The sequence below is a fragment of the Parablautia sp. Marseille-Q6255 genome, assembly GCF_951230155.1.
Taxonomy (GTDB): Bacteria; Bacillota; Clostridia; order Lachnospirales; family Lachnospiraceae; genus Choladousia.
Map to the genome: position 1 here is coordinate 19,517 of NZ_CATNVD010000003.1, position 14,742 is coordinate 34,258.

Consider the following 14,742-nt stretch of genomic DNA (forward strand, 5'->3'; position numbering starts at 1 on the left):
TTGCTGTACAAATGGATTGTATCAGCTTTCGTCTTCAATTTCTATATCTGTATGAATAAATTCTTGAATTCTTTCGTCTATTTCGATCGCAGACAGGCTGCCCCGCTGGATCCCCTCATCCGCCGCAAGCACAAACCGGACCTCTACCTGCTTTCCCGTACGGTCCGCAATGATCTGCTCCAGCTCTGCCTTTCGCTCTTTATTATCAATATAGCGCTCTGCGAGAAAATCCGCAAATACGACATACAGCCTGAGGTCGTTTGGATCCTGTACGTTAAACTTCGGCTCTGCCGCAGAAAGCACCACGCGGAACATCCCGGTGGTATCCCCCACAATGCTTTTCCACATCGAACGCACCTTCTGCAGATCCTCCGGAGCCGCCTTGGGATACTGCATCTGTACCTCGCCGGCTCCCTGCTCCGAAGCGCCATATCCGGCGCGTCCGTCCGTCTCCTTCACTATCTGCGCCCCAAAACCGGCCGCAAATGCTTCATCCGACATCGCGCTGTAATCTCCCGGCGCTGCAGCCGCAGCTGCCGCATGACTACCCGGAGCATAGCTGCCATTTCTGTCCGCTGAAGCTGCGATCATCACCTTTCCGGAGAACAGCTCTTCCATGCGGCGCTCCAGCTTGCGGATCCGCTCTATATAAGACAGCTCGTCCCGCTGCGCCTCCGGCTTGCACAGCTTGATAAGAGCAAGCTCCAGCAGCACCCGCTTGTTTGTCGCATAGCGGATATTATTCGCCAGCTCGGAAAATATCCGTATAAATCGCATCAGCGTATCGCTGCGGATCATCCCGGCCTCCTCGCGAAGCTGCGCCAGGTTCTCTGTCGAGACGTCCAGCACGTCCTCCATATCGTCTGACGCCTTCAGCAGCATCAGATTGCGCATATACCAGGTAAAATCATTGACAAACTGCGTCAGATCCCGCCCCTGCATGATCAGCTTTTCGAGCGTACTGATCGCCGCCACGAGATCTTCTCTTAATATCTTGCGCAGCAGATCGCTGAAGACCTCTGTATCGACCGCTCCCAGTACCTCCAGCACGCGGTCATACGTCAGCGTCTCGCCCAGATAAAATGCAATACACTGATCGAGCAGACTGAGTGCATCACGCAAAGAGCCGTCTCCCTTTTTCGCAATGTAGCGCAGCGCCCGCTTCTCTACCTCTACATGCTCCTGATCCATCAGATCCTGCAGCCGCATCTGGATCGTCTCCTGCGCGATCCTGCGGAAATCATAGCGCTGACATCTGGAAAGGATCGTCACCGGGATCTTGTGCGCCTCTGTCGTCGCCAGGATAAATATCACATAGGAGGGCGGTTCCTCCAGTGTCTTCAGCAGCGCATTGAATGCACCGATCGAAAGCATATGCACCTCGTCTATGATGTATACCTTATATTTTCCGTCCGCCGGAGAGTATGCGACCTCCTCGCGGATCTCACGGATGTTGTCCACACCGTTGTTTGACGCTGCGTCGATCTCGATGACATTCATGGACGCGCCGGATGCGATCGCGCGGCAGGATGCACATTCATTGCACGGATTTCCGTCAATGGGGTGCTCACAATTGACCGCCTTTGCAAAGATCTTGGCGATCGTCGTCTTACCTGTACCGCGTGTCCCGCAGAACAGGTACGCATGTCCGATGCGGTCTGCCCTGATCTGATTGCACAGTGTCTTTACGATATGATCCTGCCCTTTTACGTCTGCAAAGGTGTCCGGTCTGAATTTCCGGTACAATGCTGTATAACCCATAGTCTGTCTCCTGTCTGTCTTTTGCCGCAGTCCTCTTGACCTGGTGCGGCATCTCCCTGTGTGGTATACTGCCCTCCGGCAAAATACGGGAGCTGTCGCAAAATGTCTGAGAGATCTTGCAGCAGCCCCGCTAAATAATCCTGTTCTGATTTACCGACCCCGTCCCCGCATACACTGCGGTGCCGGATCAGTCTCCGAAGCTGATGCCCATCAGCTTTGCTTCCTGAATGATCTGATCCTTCGGATCTACCATCTTAAGTCTGCCGGATACTTCGCCAAGCGGTACCTTTTTCATCTTGCCGTTGACAATGCCGACCATATAGCCGTATTCCTCTTTCATAATGAGGTCTGCCGCCGTCACACCGATACGCGTAGAAAGTACGCGGTCGTACGGGCATGGACTGCCGCCTCTTTGCGTATGTCCCGGAACGGTAATGCGCACCTCCGGTCCGTTTGCTTCCCTGATCTGCTCCGCCAGCTCATACGCCACAGACGGATATTTTTTCTCACTGAGCTTTTTCTTATATTCCTTTTTGCTCAGCTTCGCATCCTGCTTCGAGATCGCACCCTCTGCCACTGCCAGTATCGTAAAGCCCTTACCTGCCTGCGTACGCCTGTCGATCGCAGCAATGACCTTTTTGATATCATACGGGATCTCAGGGATCAGAATAATATCCGCGCCTCCGGCAATACCTGCATACAGTGTCAGCCAGCCGACCTTATGCCCCATGACCTCGACGATAAAGACACGGTTGTGGGATGCTGCCGTCGTATGGATACAGTCGATCGCCTCTGTCGCGATGTTCACAGCGCTGTAGAAGCCGAATGTCATATCAGTCCCCCAGATATCATTGTCGATCGTCTTGGGGAGATGGATGATATTAAGCCCTTCTTCCCGGAGCAGGTTCGCAGTCTTTTGCGTACCGTTCCCGCCAAGGATCACAAGACAGTCCAGACGCAGCTTGTAATAGTTCTGCTTCATCGCCGCCACCTTATCAAGCCCCTTCTCGTCCGGCTCGCGCATCAGCTTAAACGGCTGTCTCGAGGATCCGAGGATCGTGCCGCCTTTCGTCAGGATCCCTGAAAAATCTCTGGACGTAAGCAGACGGTAATCACCGTAAATAAGCCCTTTATAGCCATTCATAAATCCATAGACCTCCAGCTCGTCCACATTGCTGGAAAGCCCCTTCACAACGCCGCGCATCGTCGCATTGAGCGCCTGGCAGTCGCCTCCGCTCGTTAACAGACCAACCCGTTTCATTTTATCACGTCCTTTACACATATTTACCGTTTTCAGTATTCCTATTATACCTTATTTTCTGCTCTACCACAACCAGAATATACTGTTTTGCCCGTTTTACAGCCCTCCTGCAGCTGCTGCGCGCTGCGAAAAAACGCCGTCCTGCTCCTCCCGGATATTCCTTACGCTTCTCCCTGTGCAGGCAGGAATCCCTCGAAAATAAAGGAATCGTAGTACTGCTTTACTTCCCTGAGCTGCCTGTCAGAGCGCACCGTCCAGGCCGCCGACGGGCATCCGAAGATACGGCGGCAGATGTTTTTGGAGACTGCCTGCCGGTCCCTGATATCATAGGCGATAAAGTCCGGTCGCCCCAAAAAATTGAACAGCAGATGGCGCACCATCAGATATGCCAGATGATAGTTGCCCTCCTGCCGCTGAAAATTCATCGCGAGCTGTCCCCGGCAGATCTCCGGTCTGTGCCTGCGGTACCACCACAGCGCCCTCGGGTGAAACGATTCGATCGCATAATCGCCGCGGTATCTTTGCATCACGGCGTCTGTCCGCTCACAGATCCTGCTGTCCATGCCCTTATATTTGAGCTCCACGAGCAGCGGCACGCGCCCGTTTACCATCTCAAGTACTTCTGACAGCTTCGGTATATGCTCTGACGTCCCGTCCACAGACAGAGCACGCAGCTCTTTATACGTAAAATCGCTGACCTCTCCCTCCACACTGCAAATGCGTTTCAGGTCAAAATCGTGGAAAACGACAACCTCCCCGTCTCTGGTAAGCTGCACATCAAGTTCAATCCCAAATCCCCGTTCAACTGCCCTTCGAAAAGCCGCCATTGTATTTTCCGGAATGCCCGCTTTCCGGTCATGCAGACCTCTGTGCGCATAAAACTTTCCTTTTACGGCATTTCTGACTCTTCTATGTCCCGGCATGATCGCCAGCAAATACACAAACGACGCGCCGAGCGCGATCCCTGCTTCATTTTTTAGCTTCAAGCTTCCATCCCTTTCTTTCTGATATCCAGTATTGTACCAACTGCCTCTGGCAGCGTCAAGGGGAGAAGCGCCCTTAGTTTCCGCAGTTCTGTCCACAAAACTCCGAATCCGCCCGCCGATTATACACAACTTTAAAAAATACCAAAAATATAAAGAAGCCCATTCCTTTTTCCATCAAAATTTATCCCCGCAAAAAGTCCGTATCCAGCAAGGCATATTTTTTGTCAATTCCCATAGGCACTACCTCACTGTTTTTTTAAGCTTCTTATTATTTCTCTCAATCTGCTCTTATCACCGGATAATCGCTCATCACGAACAGCATCCAGCTGCTCAACATCATACATCAATTCTGTTAAGCTTCCAAATCTGATAAAATCCTTATGTATTTCCTGCCAGCGTGCAGCCTTTCCCGTAAGTTCTATTTGTTTGCTAATCTCTTTTTCAGTAACCTGTAAAAGATTTTTTGCCGCCTTTGCATCAATCTTATCTTCCTCCAAAAGACGAAGCACTGCCGCTTTATACGGAATTGCAAAAATATCCATTATCTTAAGAACCGTTTGCACTGAAATATCTTTATATGATAAATGGTACACATCCGTCTGTTCATCAAGTCGTTCCTTAGGAGCTAATAAAATAGCTGCAAAAACATTTGCCTCCATGTCCTCAATCTCTTTTGCTTCTTCATCTATAATACCAGATGCCAGAATTGACCCTGATTGTAGCAATTCAGAATCATATTCTTCAAAATAACAATAAATATGATACAGTTCATGTGCTGCTGCAAATATCTGCTTTGACAATGGCAGCGCAGAATTAATCATGACAAACATATGCCCTTTCCGAATGAAAGTACATGCACACAAATCCATATCCTTAATAGGATATCTTAGCATATCAAATGGCATATCATGGCGTGCTACATAGTTCTCCAACACATTGAATATATCATCCTGAATAATATTATTTTTATTATAGAGTGAATTGAAGCTTGTTGCACATTCACTTATTTTTGTATACCTCTTTCTGTCTTTAACGAAAAGGCTATTATCCAAAACCCGGCACATAATTCTAAGCCTCCCACGGTTTCATCATTTCTTCTACATTCTCACGGGTACGTGCATAAAAACAAATAAGATTTGCAATCTCATCGGCAATCCCAAGTCCATCTTTAGCTTCCTGAGTCTCTACCTTACCCATAAATGCTTTTATGGCATTCGTTTCTTTCAGTACCTCAGGACGCCTGACCAGATCCTCCATGGAAGTGCCAAGAAACTCTGAAATCTTCTGCAGTTCAATTGCATTGATCATCCTGCCACCGGTAAGCATCTTGCTTATAACCTGCTTAGACACGCCAAGGTAGTCAGCAAGATCAATCTGCTTTTTTCCGTTCTGTTTCATAATATTCATTATATTGCCACTAATAATCTTACTTGTATTTACCATCCTTGTTACCTCCAATATAATCAGAGCATTTATCTTCCTTATGCACCTTCATTATATTCTTACTATCGCAAAAAAGTCAATATTTCATTGACATATCTTATTTATTTCCCTCTATTTTGTCCTTATTTAAGAAACTTATTTTACCTTATAATATGATGCAATAAAGTCAGGGGAAAAGAAAAGCGCCAACCCGCGATATTCTCCACATCGCCAGGCCAGCGCTTTTCAAAACGTCTTATTCTACTTTTATCATCCGGTACCCGACTCCGATATGCGTCTGGATGTACTGAGGAGAATCGGAGCCTTTTTCGATCTTCTTTCTGAGTGTCGCCATGAATACGCGCAGCGACGCCACATCATTCTCCCAGCTGCTCCCCCATATATTCTGTGTGATAAATGTATGAGTCAGCACTTTCCCCACATTTCTTGAGAGCAGGCATAAAAGCTTATATTCAATCGGCGTCAGATGCAGCTCCTCATCATGCAGGTATGCGCAGCCTGCCGCATAGTCGATGCGCAAAGCGCCGTTGACAAATACAGAAGCTTCCACTGGCGCATCGTTTTTCATCATCAGCAGGCGTCTTTGTGTCACACGCAGCCTTGCCAGAAGCTCTTCTACTGAAAATGGCTTTGTCAGATAATCGTCTGCCCCGGCGTCCAGCGCGTCTATCTTATCTGTGTCCTCGCTGCGCGCGCTGATCACGATGATCGGCATATTGGACCAGGACCGGATCCGCCGGATCACCTCCACGCCATCCATATCCGGCAGCCCCAGATCCAGCAGTACAATATCGGGATTATGGGACGATGCGTCAAGGATCGCCGTCTCACCGTTGCCTGCCGCCAGGAAACGGTAATCGTGCGCTTTCAGTGTGGTCGTGATCAGGTTTTTCACAGAAGCATCATCCTCTACTACTAAGATCAGTAATTTATTCATGTAATTGAACCTCCTCTACCGGTAATAAAAATGTAAACACAGCGCCATGCGGCAAATGATCGGAAACCCGGATCGTCCCTCCATGCGCATTGACAATCGATTTGCACAGAGAAAGCCCCAGTCCAAGGCTCCTCCTGCTGTCAACCACGCGGGTAGCTCCGCTGTAAAACATGTCAAACACCTGGGGTTTATTCTCGTCGGGGATCCCCGGTCCGTCATCTGCGATAGAGATCACCGCCCACTGCCCTTCCTTCCCTGTGGAAATATGGATGTGCGAGCCCTTCGGCGTATATTTGATCGCATTGTCCACCAGATTGATGATAACCTGCACAATGAGCTTTGCATCCATCCGGGCAAGCAGCAGATCATCCTGATTCTCCACGGTGATCACGTGCTCTGACTTCAGCCGGTTCACATGCCGCAGCGCTTCCTGTATCACCTCGTCGACAAGCTCTGCCGAAATATTCAGATTCAGCCTTCCCTCTTCAAGTCTTGTCACTGACAGGAGGTTTTCCACCAGGTTGATCAGCCACATGGAATCATCATAAATATCCTGATACACTCCCATTTTTGTGACCGCATCCATGGAATCCCCATTTGACATCAGGTTGCTTGCATTTCCGGAAATGGACGTAAGCGGTGTGCGCAGATCGTGGGAGATCGCCCGGAGAAGGTTTGCACGAAGCTGCTCATTCTTCGCAAGGATCGCCGCCTCCTCCTTCTCTTTTGCATTTTTTTCGTTTTCAAGGGCAAGCGCGCACTCACCCAGAATGGAAAGCAGGATACTGTTCTCAAACGCATCCGGCGGCTGCTCGCCCACGGCGATGCCGACAACACCGTACACCGAGTCATTCACCCGCATGGCCAGATACAGGCACTTTGCGTCAGAAAAGGTCTGCGTCGTCGCTCCGGCATGCTTATTGTTTTTCAGCACCCACAGCGCGATCTCCCGTTCTCCGGTATAGTTTTCCACACAGCTTTCCTCACTTACCGGGAAAAATACCGGCTCTCTGAGCGCTTCTTCATCCGATGGATAGATGATGATATCGCGGTTTAAGAGCTTTACAAGCTGATGCGCTGTGCCGGATATGATCTCCTCTTTATTTTTCGCCTGCTGCAGCAGCTGGTTCGTATCAAAGAGCACCTTCGTACGGAATGCTGCCCGGGCAGACTGCTTTGCACTGTTTTTCATCCTTGTGGCAAGTGTCCCGGTAAGAAACGCTGCCATGAACATAATAAGAAAGGTCACCGGATATCCCTGGTCATACGCCCGCAGCGTATATTTGGGGACGGTAAACAGGAAATTAAATATCAGAACGCTGACAATGGAGGCGATAAGGCTGTAAATCCGGTGTACGGTCACAACCGAAATGATCAGCACTGCCAGCACATATACGGTGATGATATTCGCCTCCTCAAAGCCAAAGCCTTCAAACAGATATCCGATACCGCTGGCCGCTGTCAATATCCCGATACACTTTAAAATATCTGCCGCTGAAAATACGAGACTGCTCTTTCTTTTCGCCCGGTAGGCTGCGATCTCATCCATCTGATCCGGTATGATATGCACATCTATATTCGGCGCATTCGCTATGAGCTGCTCGGTCAGAGGCGGTCTGCCAAAGAGATGCCTTCTGGTCACGGCGCTCCTGCCGATCACGATCTTTGAAACCCCGGAAAGCCTTGCAAATTCTCCGATCTGAAACGGTACGTCCTCTCCATAGACCGTCTCTACCGTCGCTCCAAGCTGTCTGGCCAGATGCATATTGGCGCGCAGCCTTTTTTTGTCATTGTCATCCATGCACGCAAATTCCGATGTCTCAACAAATAAAGCAGTAAACGCTCCCCGAAACGCATGCGCCATGCGCGCCGCCGTCCGAATGATCTTTTTATTGGACGGGGAGGGCGAGAGGCATACGAGAACATGCTCATCGGTATGATAGTCGCTGTTGTTTTTTATCCTTGCTGTCTCTGTCAGACGGTTCACACGGTCTGCGCAGCGGCGCAGAGCGATCTCCCGCAGGGCGGTCAGATTTTCTATCGTGAAAAAATTCTCCACAGCCCGTTCTGCCTGCTCCCTGACATAAATCTTCCCTGCGTTCATCCGGTCGATCAGCTCCTGCGGTTCGATATCCACAAGCTCTACCTGATCAGCACCATCAAATACGCTGTCCGGTATCCGCTCCTGCACCATAACCCCTGTGACAGAAGCTACCATATCATTGAGACTCTCTATATGCTGCACATTCACTGTCGTATAAACATCAATGCCTGCTTTTAGCAGCTCGAGGACGTCCTGATACCGTTTGCTGTGGCGGCACCCTGCGGCATTCGTATGCGCCAGCTCATCAATCAGGATAAGCTGCGGACTTCTCCGGATCGCCCCATCGAGGTCAAGCTCCTGCAGCTTAATCCCGTTATAGTCGATGGAAAGCCTTGGGAGCGCCTCGATCCCTTTTTGCAAGGCCTCCGTCTGTGGACGGTTATGGGCGTCAATATATCCTGCGACCACGTCTATCCCGCGGCGCTTTGCCGCGAGAGCCGCTTTCAGCATTGCGTACGTCTTTCCTGCACCCGCGGCATAGCCGAAAAATATTTTCAAATGCCCTTTATACTTTCTTATCTCTTCCATGCGACCCTCCTTTTACTATTTTTTCCATCTCGCCTGCAAGCAGGCCGACTGCCTTTCGCTCCTGCGTGCGCATTTTCCATATACATCATATACATTCGCAGTGCCGCTCGAAAATACTCCGTATTTTCTCGCTCGCGGGCGTTCGCCCTATAAAATCCTCGTATAACAGTCTCGCCTGCAAGCAGGCCGACTGCCTTTCACTCCTGCGCGCGCATCTTCTATTTTCATTCGCAGTGCCGCTCGAAAATACTCCGTATTTTCTCGCTCGCGGGCGTTCGCCCTATAAAATCCTCGTATAACAGTCTCGCCTGCAAGCAGGCCGACTGCCATACGAGGATTTTGCACTGCTCATTGCCTTCGCGCACAGTATAGCATTTTTGTTGTGGGATGTCACTTGTGCGGGTGCTTCTCTTCTTCTTTTTCATCCGGATCAGGCTGTGCTTCCTGTTCCTCTGGCATTCTCAGATTCCTGCCCAGGAAGGTGTCCACACGCTTCATCACAAAATAGCCGCCGAGGAAGAACGCTGCCATTGTGCACAATAAAATCAGGTCTTTCATTTCCATCACTCCCATGTGTTAAATATGGAAACATTTCTGTATATCCTTGATACTTCCCAGCACAAGCATGGTGCTGTCGTCGGGCAGGCAGGTTGTGGAGCGGATATTCAGATCCATGATCCCATTATGCTTAAAGCCCATGATATTGATGTTGTGCTTGTTGCGGATATCAAGCTGGCCGACTGTTTTTCCGATCCAGCCCTTTGGTATTGATATTTCAAAGATCGCGTGATCTGCGTCCAGCTCAATATAGTCCAGGATATGATCTGCGCTGTAGCGGATCGCTGTCCATGCGGCAAGCTGCTTTTCCGGGTATACGACCTCATCTGCCCCGTTTTTGAGAAGGAACTTTGCATGTACGTCTCTCGCCGCCCTCGCTACGACGAACCGTGCGCCCAGATCTTTGAGCAGGGAGGTTGTTTCGAGGGAGCTCTGGAAGTTATCTCCGATCGCGACAATGCACACGTCAAAGTTGCGCACACCCAGAGATTCCATAAATTCCTCGTCCGTACTGTCCCCGATCTGCGCATTGGTGACATGAGGGAGCACCGCATTGACCCGCTTCTCTTCCCGGTCTACTGCCATTACCTGATGATGCAGCTCATCCAGCCTGATCGCAATATGTCTTCCGAACCTGCCCAGTCCTATCAGTAAAATTGATTTCATCATGTCCATCCTCTCCTTTTATCCAACCGTTATTTTCTCCTGCGGGAGTCTTGCATTTGTCCCGCGATGCTCTGAAAACGCTGCAAAAATCAGTGTTAGACCTCCGACTCTTCCAAAAAACATCAGGCCGATCAGGATCGCCCTCGAAATACCGGACAACGTCGGCGTGATCCCCAGAGACAGCCCCACTGTGCCGATCGCTGAGCTCGTCTCAAAAAGCGCCGATACCAGCGGGATTTTTTCTACTGAGCTGATCACCATGCCGCCTCCTAAAAACAGAGTCACATACATCAGCAGGATCGTAGCGGCATTTTTTACTGCATCGTCAGAGATCCGCCTGCCATAAAAATGCGGCGATTGTTTTTTCTTAAACACTGCCAGTGCAGACGAAAACAGTACTGCGATCGTCGTCGTCTTCATACCTCCGGCAGTCGAGCCGGGAGATCCTCCGATCAGCATCAGGACGATCATCAGCATCAGGCCTGTCTCACTGATCATAGTCAGATCGGCTGTGTTAAAGCCTGCTGTCCTGGGCGTTACAGACTGAAACAGGGAACTCCATACCCTCTGCGCAAACGGGAGGGAGGAAAACTCACAAAAAAAGAAGTATACCGCCGGCACCAGGATCAGGCCTGCCGTCACGCTCAGGATCACCTTGCTCTGCATTCTGTATTTTTTGAAATTCCACTTATTTTTCTGTATGTCTGCCCAGGTCAGAAATCCGAGACCGCCTGTCACGATCAGTGCCATGATCGTCAGATTGACGATCGGCTGCGACGCATAAGAGGTCAGCGAAGAAAACGGCTCCCGGATACCGATCAGGTCAAAGCCCGCGTTGCAAAAGGCAGATACCGAATGGAACAGTCCATACCACAGCCCCTTTTGCATCCCAAAATCTCCGACAAACACAAAGGCCAGGAAAACAGCTCCCACAAGCTCGATCGCCATACTGGTCTTTAATATAAACTTTGTCATTCTGACGATACCGCCCACCTGGTGCGCCGATATCGCCTCCTGCATCACGCTTCTTTGCATCAGTCCGATCTTTCTGCCGGAAGCAGTCGCGATCGCCACCGCTATTGTCACGACTCCCATACCACCGATCTGGATCAGCAGCATGATCACCGCCTGTCCGAACATGGACCAGTATGTCGCAGTATCATGGACGACCAGACCGGTCACGCACACTGCGGATGTAGCTGTAAACAGCGCATCTGCAAATGTCGCCCCCTGCCCGTCCTGCGTTGCCACCGGAAGCGTCAAAAGCAGACTGCCCAATAAAATTACTGTGAAAAAACCTAATATGATCACCTGAAAAGAAGTGATATGTCTGTGGATCCTTTTGCCTGTAGTGCCCATTTTTGCCTGTATACCCCTTTGCCTCATCTTTAGCTCTTCTTTATATCCGCTTCATCATATCTTAACCCGCATTAAGTGTGTATAAGTAACCCTGCGTCTGCATTAAGATTGTATAAAGACGCCAAAAAGACAGGTCAAAGGCACCGTATACCGGCAGCTCCAGCCGCAAAGCGCTTACAGCCATCCGAACATATATGCCATAGGAAATGAAAGTACAAATGTCGTTGCCGTAACCGCCAGTAAGATCAGAAGCGGCATTCCTACAAACATGGCAAAGAATGCAGCGTACGGATGATGAAAGGCAAACCTTTCAGCCCGGCGGTCAAATCTATGTTCTAATCTGTGAAGTCCGGCAATTGATTTTCTGATAACAGCCATCGTTCTCCCTCCTTACTGATGCTTTTATTCTAGCATCGCAAATATTAAGATAGGGCAAACAATGGCTGCGGGGAATTAATGTTCTGTGAAGAGACGCTATTCCAGAAATGCATCCTGAAGCTTTACTCCTGTCTCGTTTAACATGGCAACCAGAAGGCCGTACTCAAACTCTGCGATCGGCCGTCGCTCCTCCAGAAAGATCCCCATTACGCCGCGCACACGCTCTTCATCACGGATCGGCAGATACATCGCCATCGCGTCCGGGAGGGTGTGCGTACAGGCGCCCGCACGGTGATGGTTCGCAGCCACCCACTGCGCCACACCGCGCTCCTGCGCATTGACACACACTGCAAGCTGCGACGGCTCCATACCGCTTCGCGGAAAAAGAAGCGCTTCCTCCACTGTGCCGTCATCGCGGACCGGATAGATCAGGATCGACAGCCCCAGAAGCTTTCCAGCCTGTACCGCGATCTGGCGCCATACGTCTGCTTTTGACCTGCAGCGGCGCAGCTTCTGGCTGTTCTCCAGAAGAATTTCTGTCCGGTACGCGTTCTTTGCGCTCTCCCTGTTCTGGTGTTTCAGCTTTGCAGTCATAGTCCCGGTAAAAAGTCCTACGGCAAAAAGCATCAGAAATGTAGTAAGATACGTTTTGTCGTATGCTTTAAGACTATAAAACGGCTCTGTAAAGAAAAAATTAAACAGCAGAACACTGGCAAGCGCAGAATACAGCGCGCAGACCTTCCGGTTTGCCACGTAGGCAGACACCAGCACGCCAAGCAGATACACCATGATCGTATTTGCCTCTGAAAATGCGACCTCCCCAAGCAAAAGCGCCGCTGCTGTAGAAAGCGCCATGATGGCTGTGACAGCCAGACATCCCATTCCAATGCTTTTCCAGTCCTCCTGCCGCCTCCTCCCGCGTTTTGGATAATAGCGCCGGCTTTTTCGGATATCCGGGATAATATAGATATCAATATTCGGCGCCATATAGGTCAGCTTTTCTAAAAGCTCTGAGCGATACATCGGACGCATCGTGAAATGGTTCGTCCTGCCCAGTACGATTTTAGAGACATTTCCTGTGATCGCATACTGTGCGATCTGCGCAGCTACATCGGATCCATAGACGGTTACGATCTTTGCCCCGAGCAGCTTTGCCATTTCCAGATGACTGCGCAGCGCTGCCTTTGTTTTTTCATCCGCCTCCTGTAAAGCCGGCGTCTCCACACAAAGCCCGGTCAGCCTGGCGTGGAACGCGCCAGCCAGACGGGCGGCAGTGCGTATGACCTTTGCACTTGACGGCGCAGCTGTGATGCAGACCAGCACATGTTCCCCGGTATGGTAGTCGGGATGTCCCAGAAGACTGCGCTCCTCCTCTGCAATGCGGTTCACCCGGTCAGCCGTGCGCCGCAGAGCGATCTCGCGCAGAGCGACAAGCTTCTCCCTCCGGAAAAAGTTCCGGAGCGCGCGCTGCGCCTGATCTTCCCTGTAAATCTTTCCCTCTTTCATCCGGTCGATCAGATCTTCCGGCTCAATATCAATGACCTCCACCTGCTCTGCATGATCAAATACTGTATCCGGCACACGCTCCCGCACATCAATGCCTGTAATATTCCCCACAAGGTCATTGAGGCTTTCCAGATGCTGGATATTCATTGTCGTATAGACGTTGACCCCCTGGCGAAGCAGCTCCCTGACATCCTGATACCGCTTCTCATTCCTGCATCCTCTGGCATTTGTATGCGCCAGCTCGTCCACCAGTATAAGCTGCGGCTTTCGCGCCAGCGCTGCGTCAAGATCGAACTCCCTTAGCTTCACTCCCCTGTAATCCACCATAAGGGGCCGGATCATCTCCAGCCCCTTTGTCAAAGCCTGTGTATCAGGACGGTCGTGCGGCTCAATATAGCCTGCCACAACATCAATCCCGTGCCGTTTCGCCTCATGCGCCGCCTCCAGCATCGCATACGTTTTTCCTGATCCGGCAGCATATCCGAGAAAGATCTTAAGCCTTCCGCGGCTTTTTTTCTGCTGCTCCTGTTCTTCATATTGCAGCCGTTTTAATATCTGCTCCGAATCCGGTCTTTCTCCCTCCATACACGCGCTCCTTTTCTATCTATAAAAGTTCCATTGCTTCTGCGACCGCAAGGTTGCATTTGAGCACATTGACGCGCTCTTCTCCAAATACGCCGAACAGCCTGTGCTCTGTGTTCTCCTCCACGATCGTTTCTACCTGTTCTTCACTCAGACCGGAATGCTCTGCCACTGCCGCGATCTGCACCCGGGCAGCCTGCGGGCTGATATGCGGGTCCAGCCCGGAGCCGGACGCCGTCAGAAGATCTGCCGGAACGTCCTCTGCCTTTATGCCGGGATGGGAAGCCAGAAACGCATCAAGATCCTCCTGGATCCTTGCCTCCAGATCCGGGTTTGAGTTACCATAGTTGAAGGATCCTGAGGAAACTCCACCGTACGCCCCACTCTCCTTTTGCTCCTGTGTGTATGTATTATAATTTACAGAAGATACTCTGCCTCTGAAAAAGCAGTCTCTGGAAAAGTCCTGTCCGATCAGACTGGAGCCGACGGCCTCTTTGACGTCTGTGGTCGGCTCGCCGTTTTTATCGATCAGACTGCCATTTGCCTTGTCCTTCATCGCTGCCTGGCTGACGCCTGTGAGCGCCAGCGGATAAAGGAACGAGCATACCAGCATCATAACAATACAAAAAGCAAACGCTGTTCTTAACATTTTACCGAAGTTTTTCATCCTGAA

At 50.5% G+C, this 14,742-nt stretch carries 13 protein-coding genes; all 13 read right to left on the reverse strand.

Annotated features, from left to right (window positions below; translation table 11 throughout):
• Positions 1 to 21 precede the first annotated feature (21 nt).
• On the reverse strand, positions 22 to 1,761 hold the full coding sequence (dnaX, locus tag QOX44_RS03650) for a DNA polymerase III subunit gamma/tau (RefSeq protein ID WP_283681329.1): 1,740 nt from the start codon (positions 1,759 to 1,761) through the stop codon (positions 22 to 24).
• A gap of 187 nt (positions 1,762 to 1,948) precedes the next feature.
• Complete coding sequence (locus QOX44_RS03655; RefSeq protein WP_283681330.1) at positions 1,949 to 3,022, reverse strand: 6-phosphofructokinase; 1,074 nt, start codon at positions 3,020 to 3,022, stop codon at positions 1,949 to 1,951.
• Positions 3,023 to 3,183: 161 nt separating this feature from the next.
• Positions 3,184 to 4,104, reverse strand: coding sequence for a glycerophosphodiester phosphodiesterase (locus QOX44_RS03660; protein ID WP_283681332.1), 921 nt, complete (start codon positions 4,102 to 4,104; stop codon positions 3,184 to 3,186).
• 149 nt (positions 4,105 to 4,253) lie between these two features.
• Positions 4,254 to 5,072 carry an ImmA/IrrE family metallo-endopeptidase gene (locus tag QOX44_RS03665; RefSeq protein WP_283681333.1) on the reverse strand — a complete coding sequence of 273 codons (819 nt, stop codon included), beginning with the start codon at positions 5,070 to 5,072 and terminating at the stop codon, positions 4,254 to 4,256.
• Between the two features lie 4 nt (positions 5,073 to 5,076).
• Positions 5,077 to 5,451: a helix-turn-helix domain-containing protein gene (locus QOX44_RS03670; protein ID WP_283681334.1), complete on the reverse strand. Its 375-nt coding sequence runs from the start codon at positions 5,449 to 5,451 to the stop codon at positions 5,077 to 5,079.
• 235 nt (positions 5,452 to 5,686) lie between these two features.
• Positions 5,687 to 6,388 carry a response regulator transcription factor gene (locus QOX44_RS03675; protein WP_283681335.1) on the reverse strand — a complete coding sequence of 234 codons (702 nt, stop codon included), beginning with the start codon at positions 6,386 to 6,388 and terminating at the stop codon, positions 5,687 to 5,689.
• On the reverse strand, positions 6,381 to 9,020 hold the full coding sequence (locus QOX44_RS03680; RefSeq protein WP_283681336.1) for a sensor histidine kinase KdpD: 2,640 nt from the start codon (positions 9,018 to 9,020) through the stop codon (positions 6,381 to 6,383). Before QOX44_RS03680 ends, QOX44_RS03675 begins: the two co-directional genes overlap by 8 nt.
• 390 nt (positions 9,021 to 9,410) lie before the next feature.
• A complete protein-coding gene (locus QOX44_RS03685; RefSeq protein ID WP_283681337.1) occupies positions 9,411 to 9,578 on the reverse strand; it encodes a hypothetical protein in 168 nt (55 codons plus the stop codon).
• Between the two features lie 18 nt (positions 9,579 to 9,596).
• Positions 9,597 to 10,244, reverse strand: coding sequence for a potassium channel family protein (locus QOX44_RS03690; protein ID WP_283681600.1), 648 nt, complete (start codon positions 10,242 to 10,244; stop codon positions 9,597 to 9,599).
• Positions 10,245 to 10,262: 18 nt separating this feature from the next.
• Complete coding sequence (locus tag QOX44_RS03695; RefSeq protein WP_283681338.1) at positions 10,263 to 11,630, reverse strand: TrkH family potassium uptake protein; 1,368 nt, start codon at positions 11,628 to 11,630, stop codon at positions 10,263 to 10,265.
• Between the two features lie 147 nt (positions 11,631 to 11,777).
• Positions 11,778 to 11,981 (reverse strand): hypothetical protein, encoded by a 204-nt coding sequence (locus QOX44_RS03700; RefSeq protein WP_283681339.1) that lies wholly within the window; start codon positions 11,979 to 11,981, stop codon positions 11,778 to 11,780.
• 96 nt (positions 11,982 to 12,077) lie between these two features.
• The gene (locus QOX44_RS03705) at positions 12,078 to 14,072 is read right to left on the reverse strand and encodes a DUF4118 domain-containing protein (protein ID WP_283681340.1); all 1,995 of its coding nucleotides are present in this window, start codon (positions 14,070 to 14,072) and stop codon (positions 12,078 to 12,080) included.
• A gap of 19 nt (positions 14,073 to 14,091) precedes the next feature.
• On the reverse strand, positions 14,092 to 14,736 hold the full coding sequence (kdpC, locus tag QOX44_RS03710) for a potassium-transporting ATPase subunit KdpC (protein WP_283681341.1): 645 nt from the start codon (positions 14,734 to 14,736) through the stop codon (positions 14,092 to 14,094).
• Positions 14,737 to 14,742 lie beyond the last annotated feature (6 nt).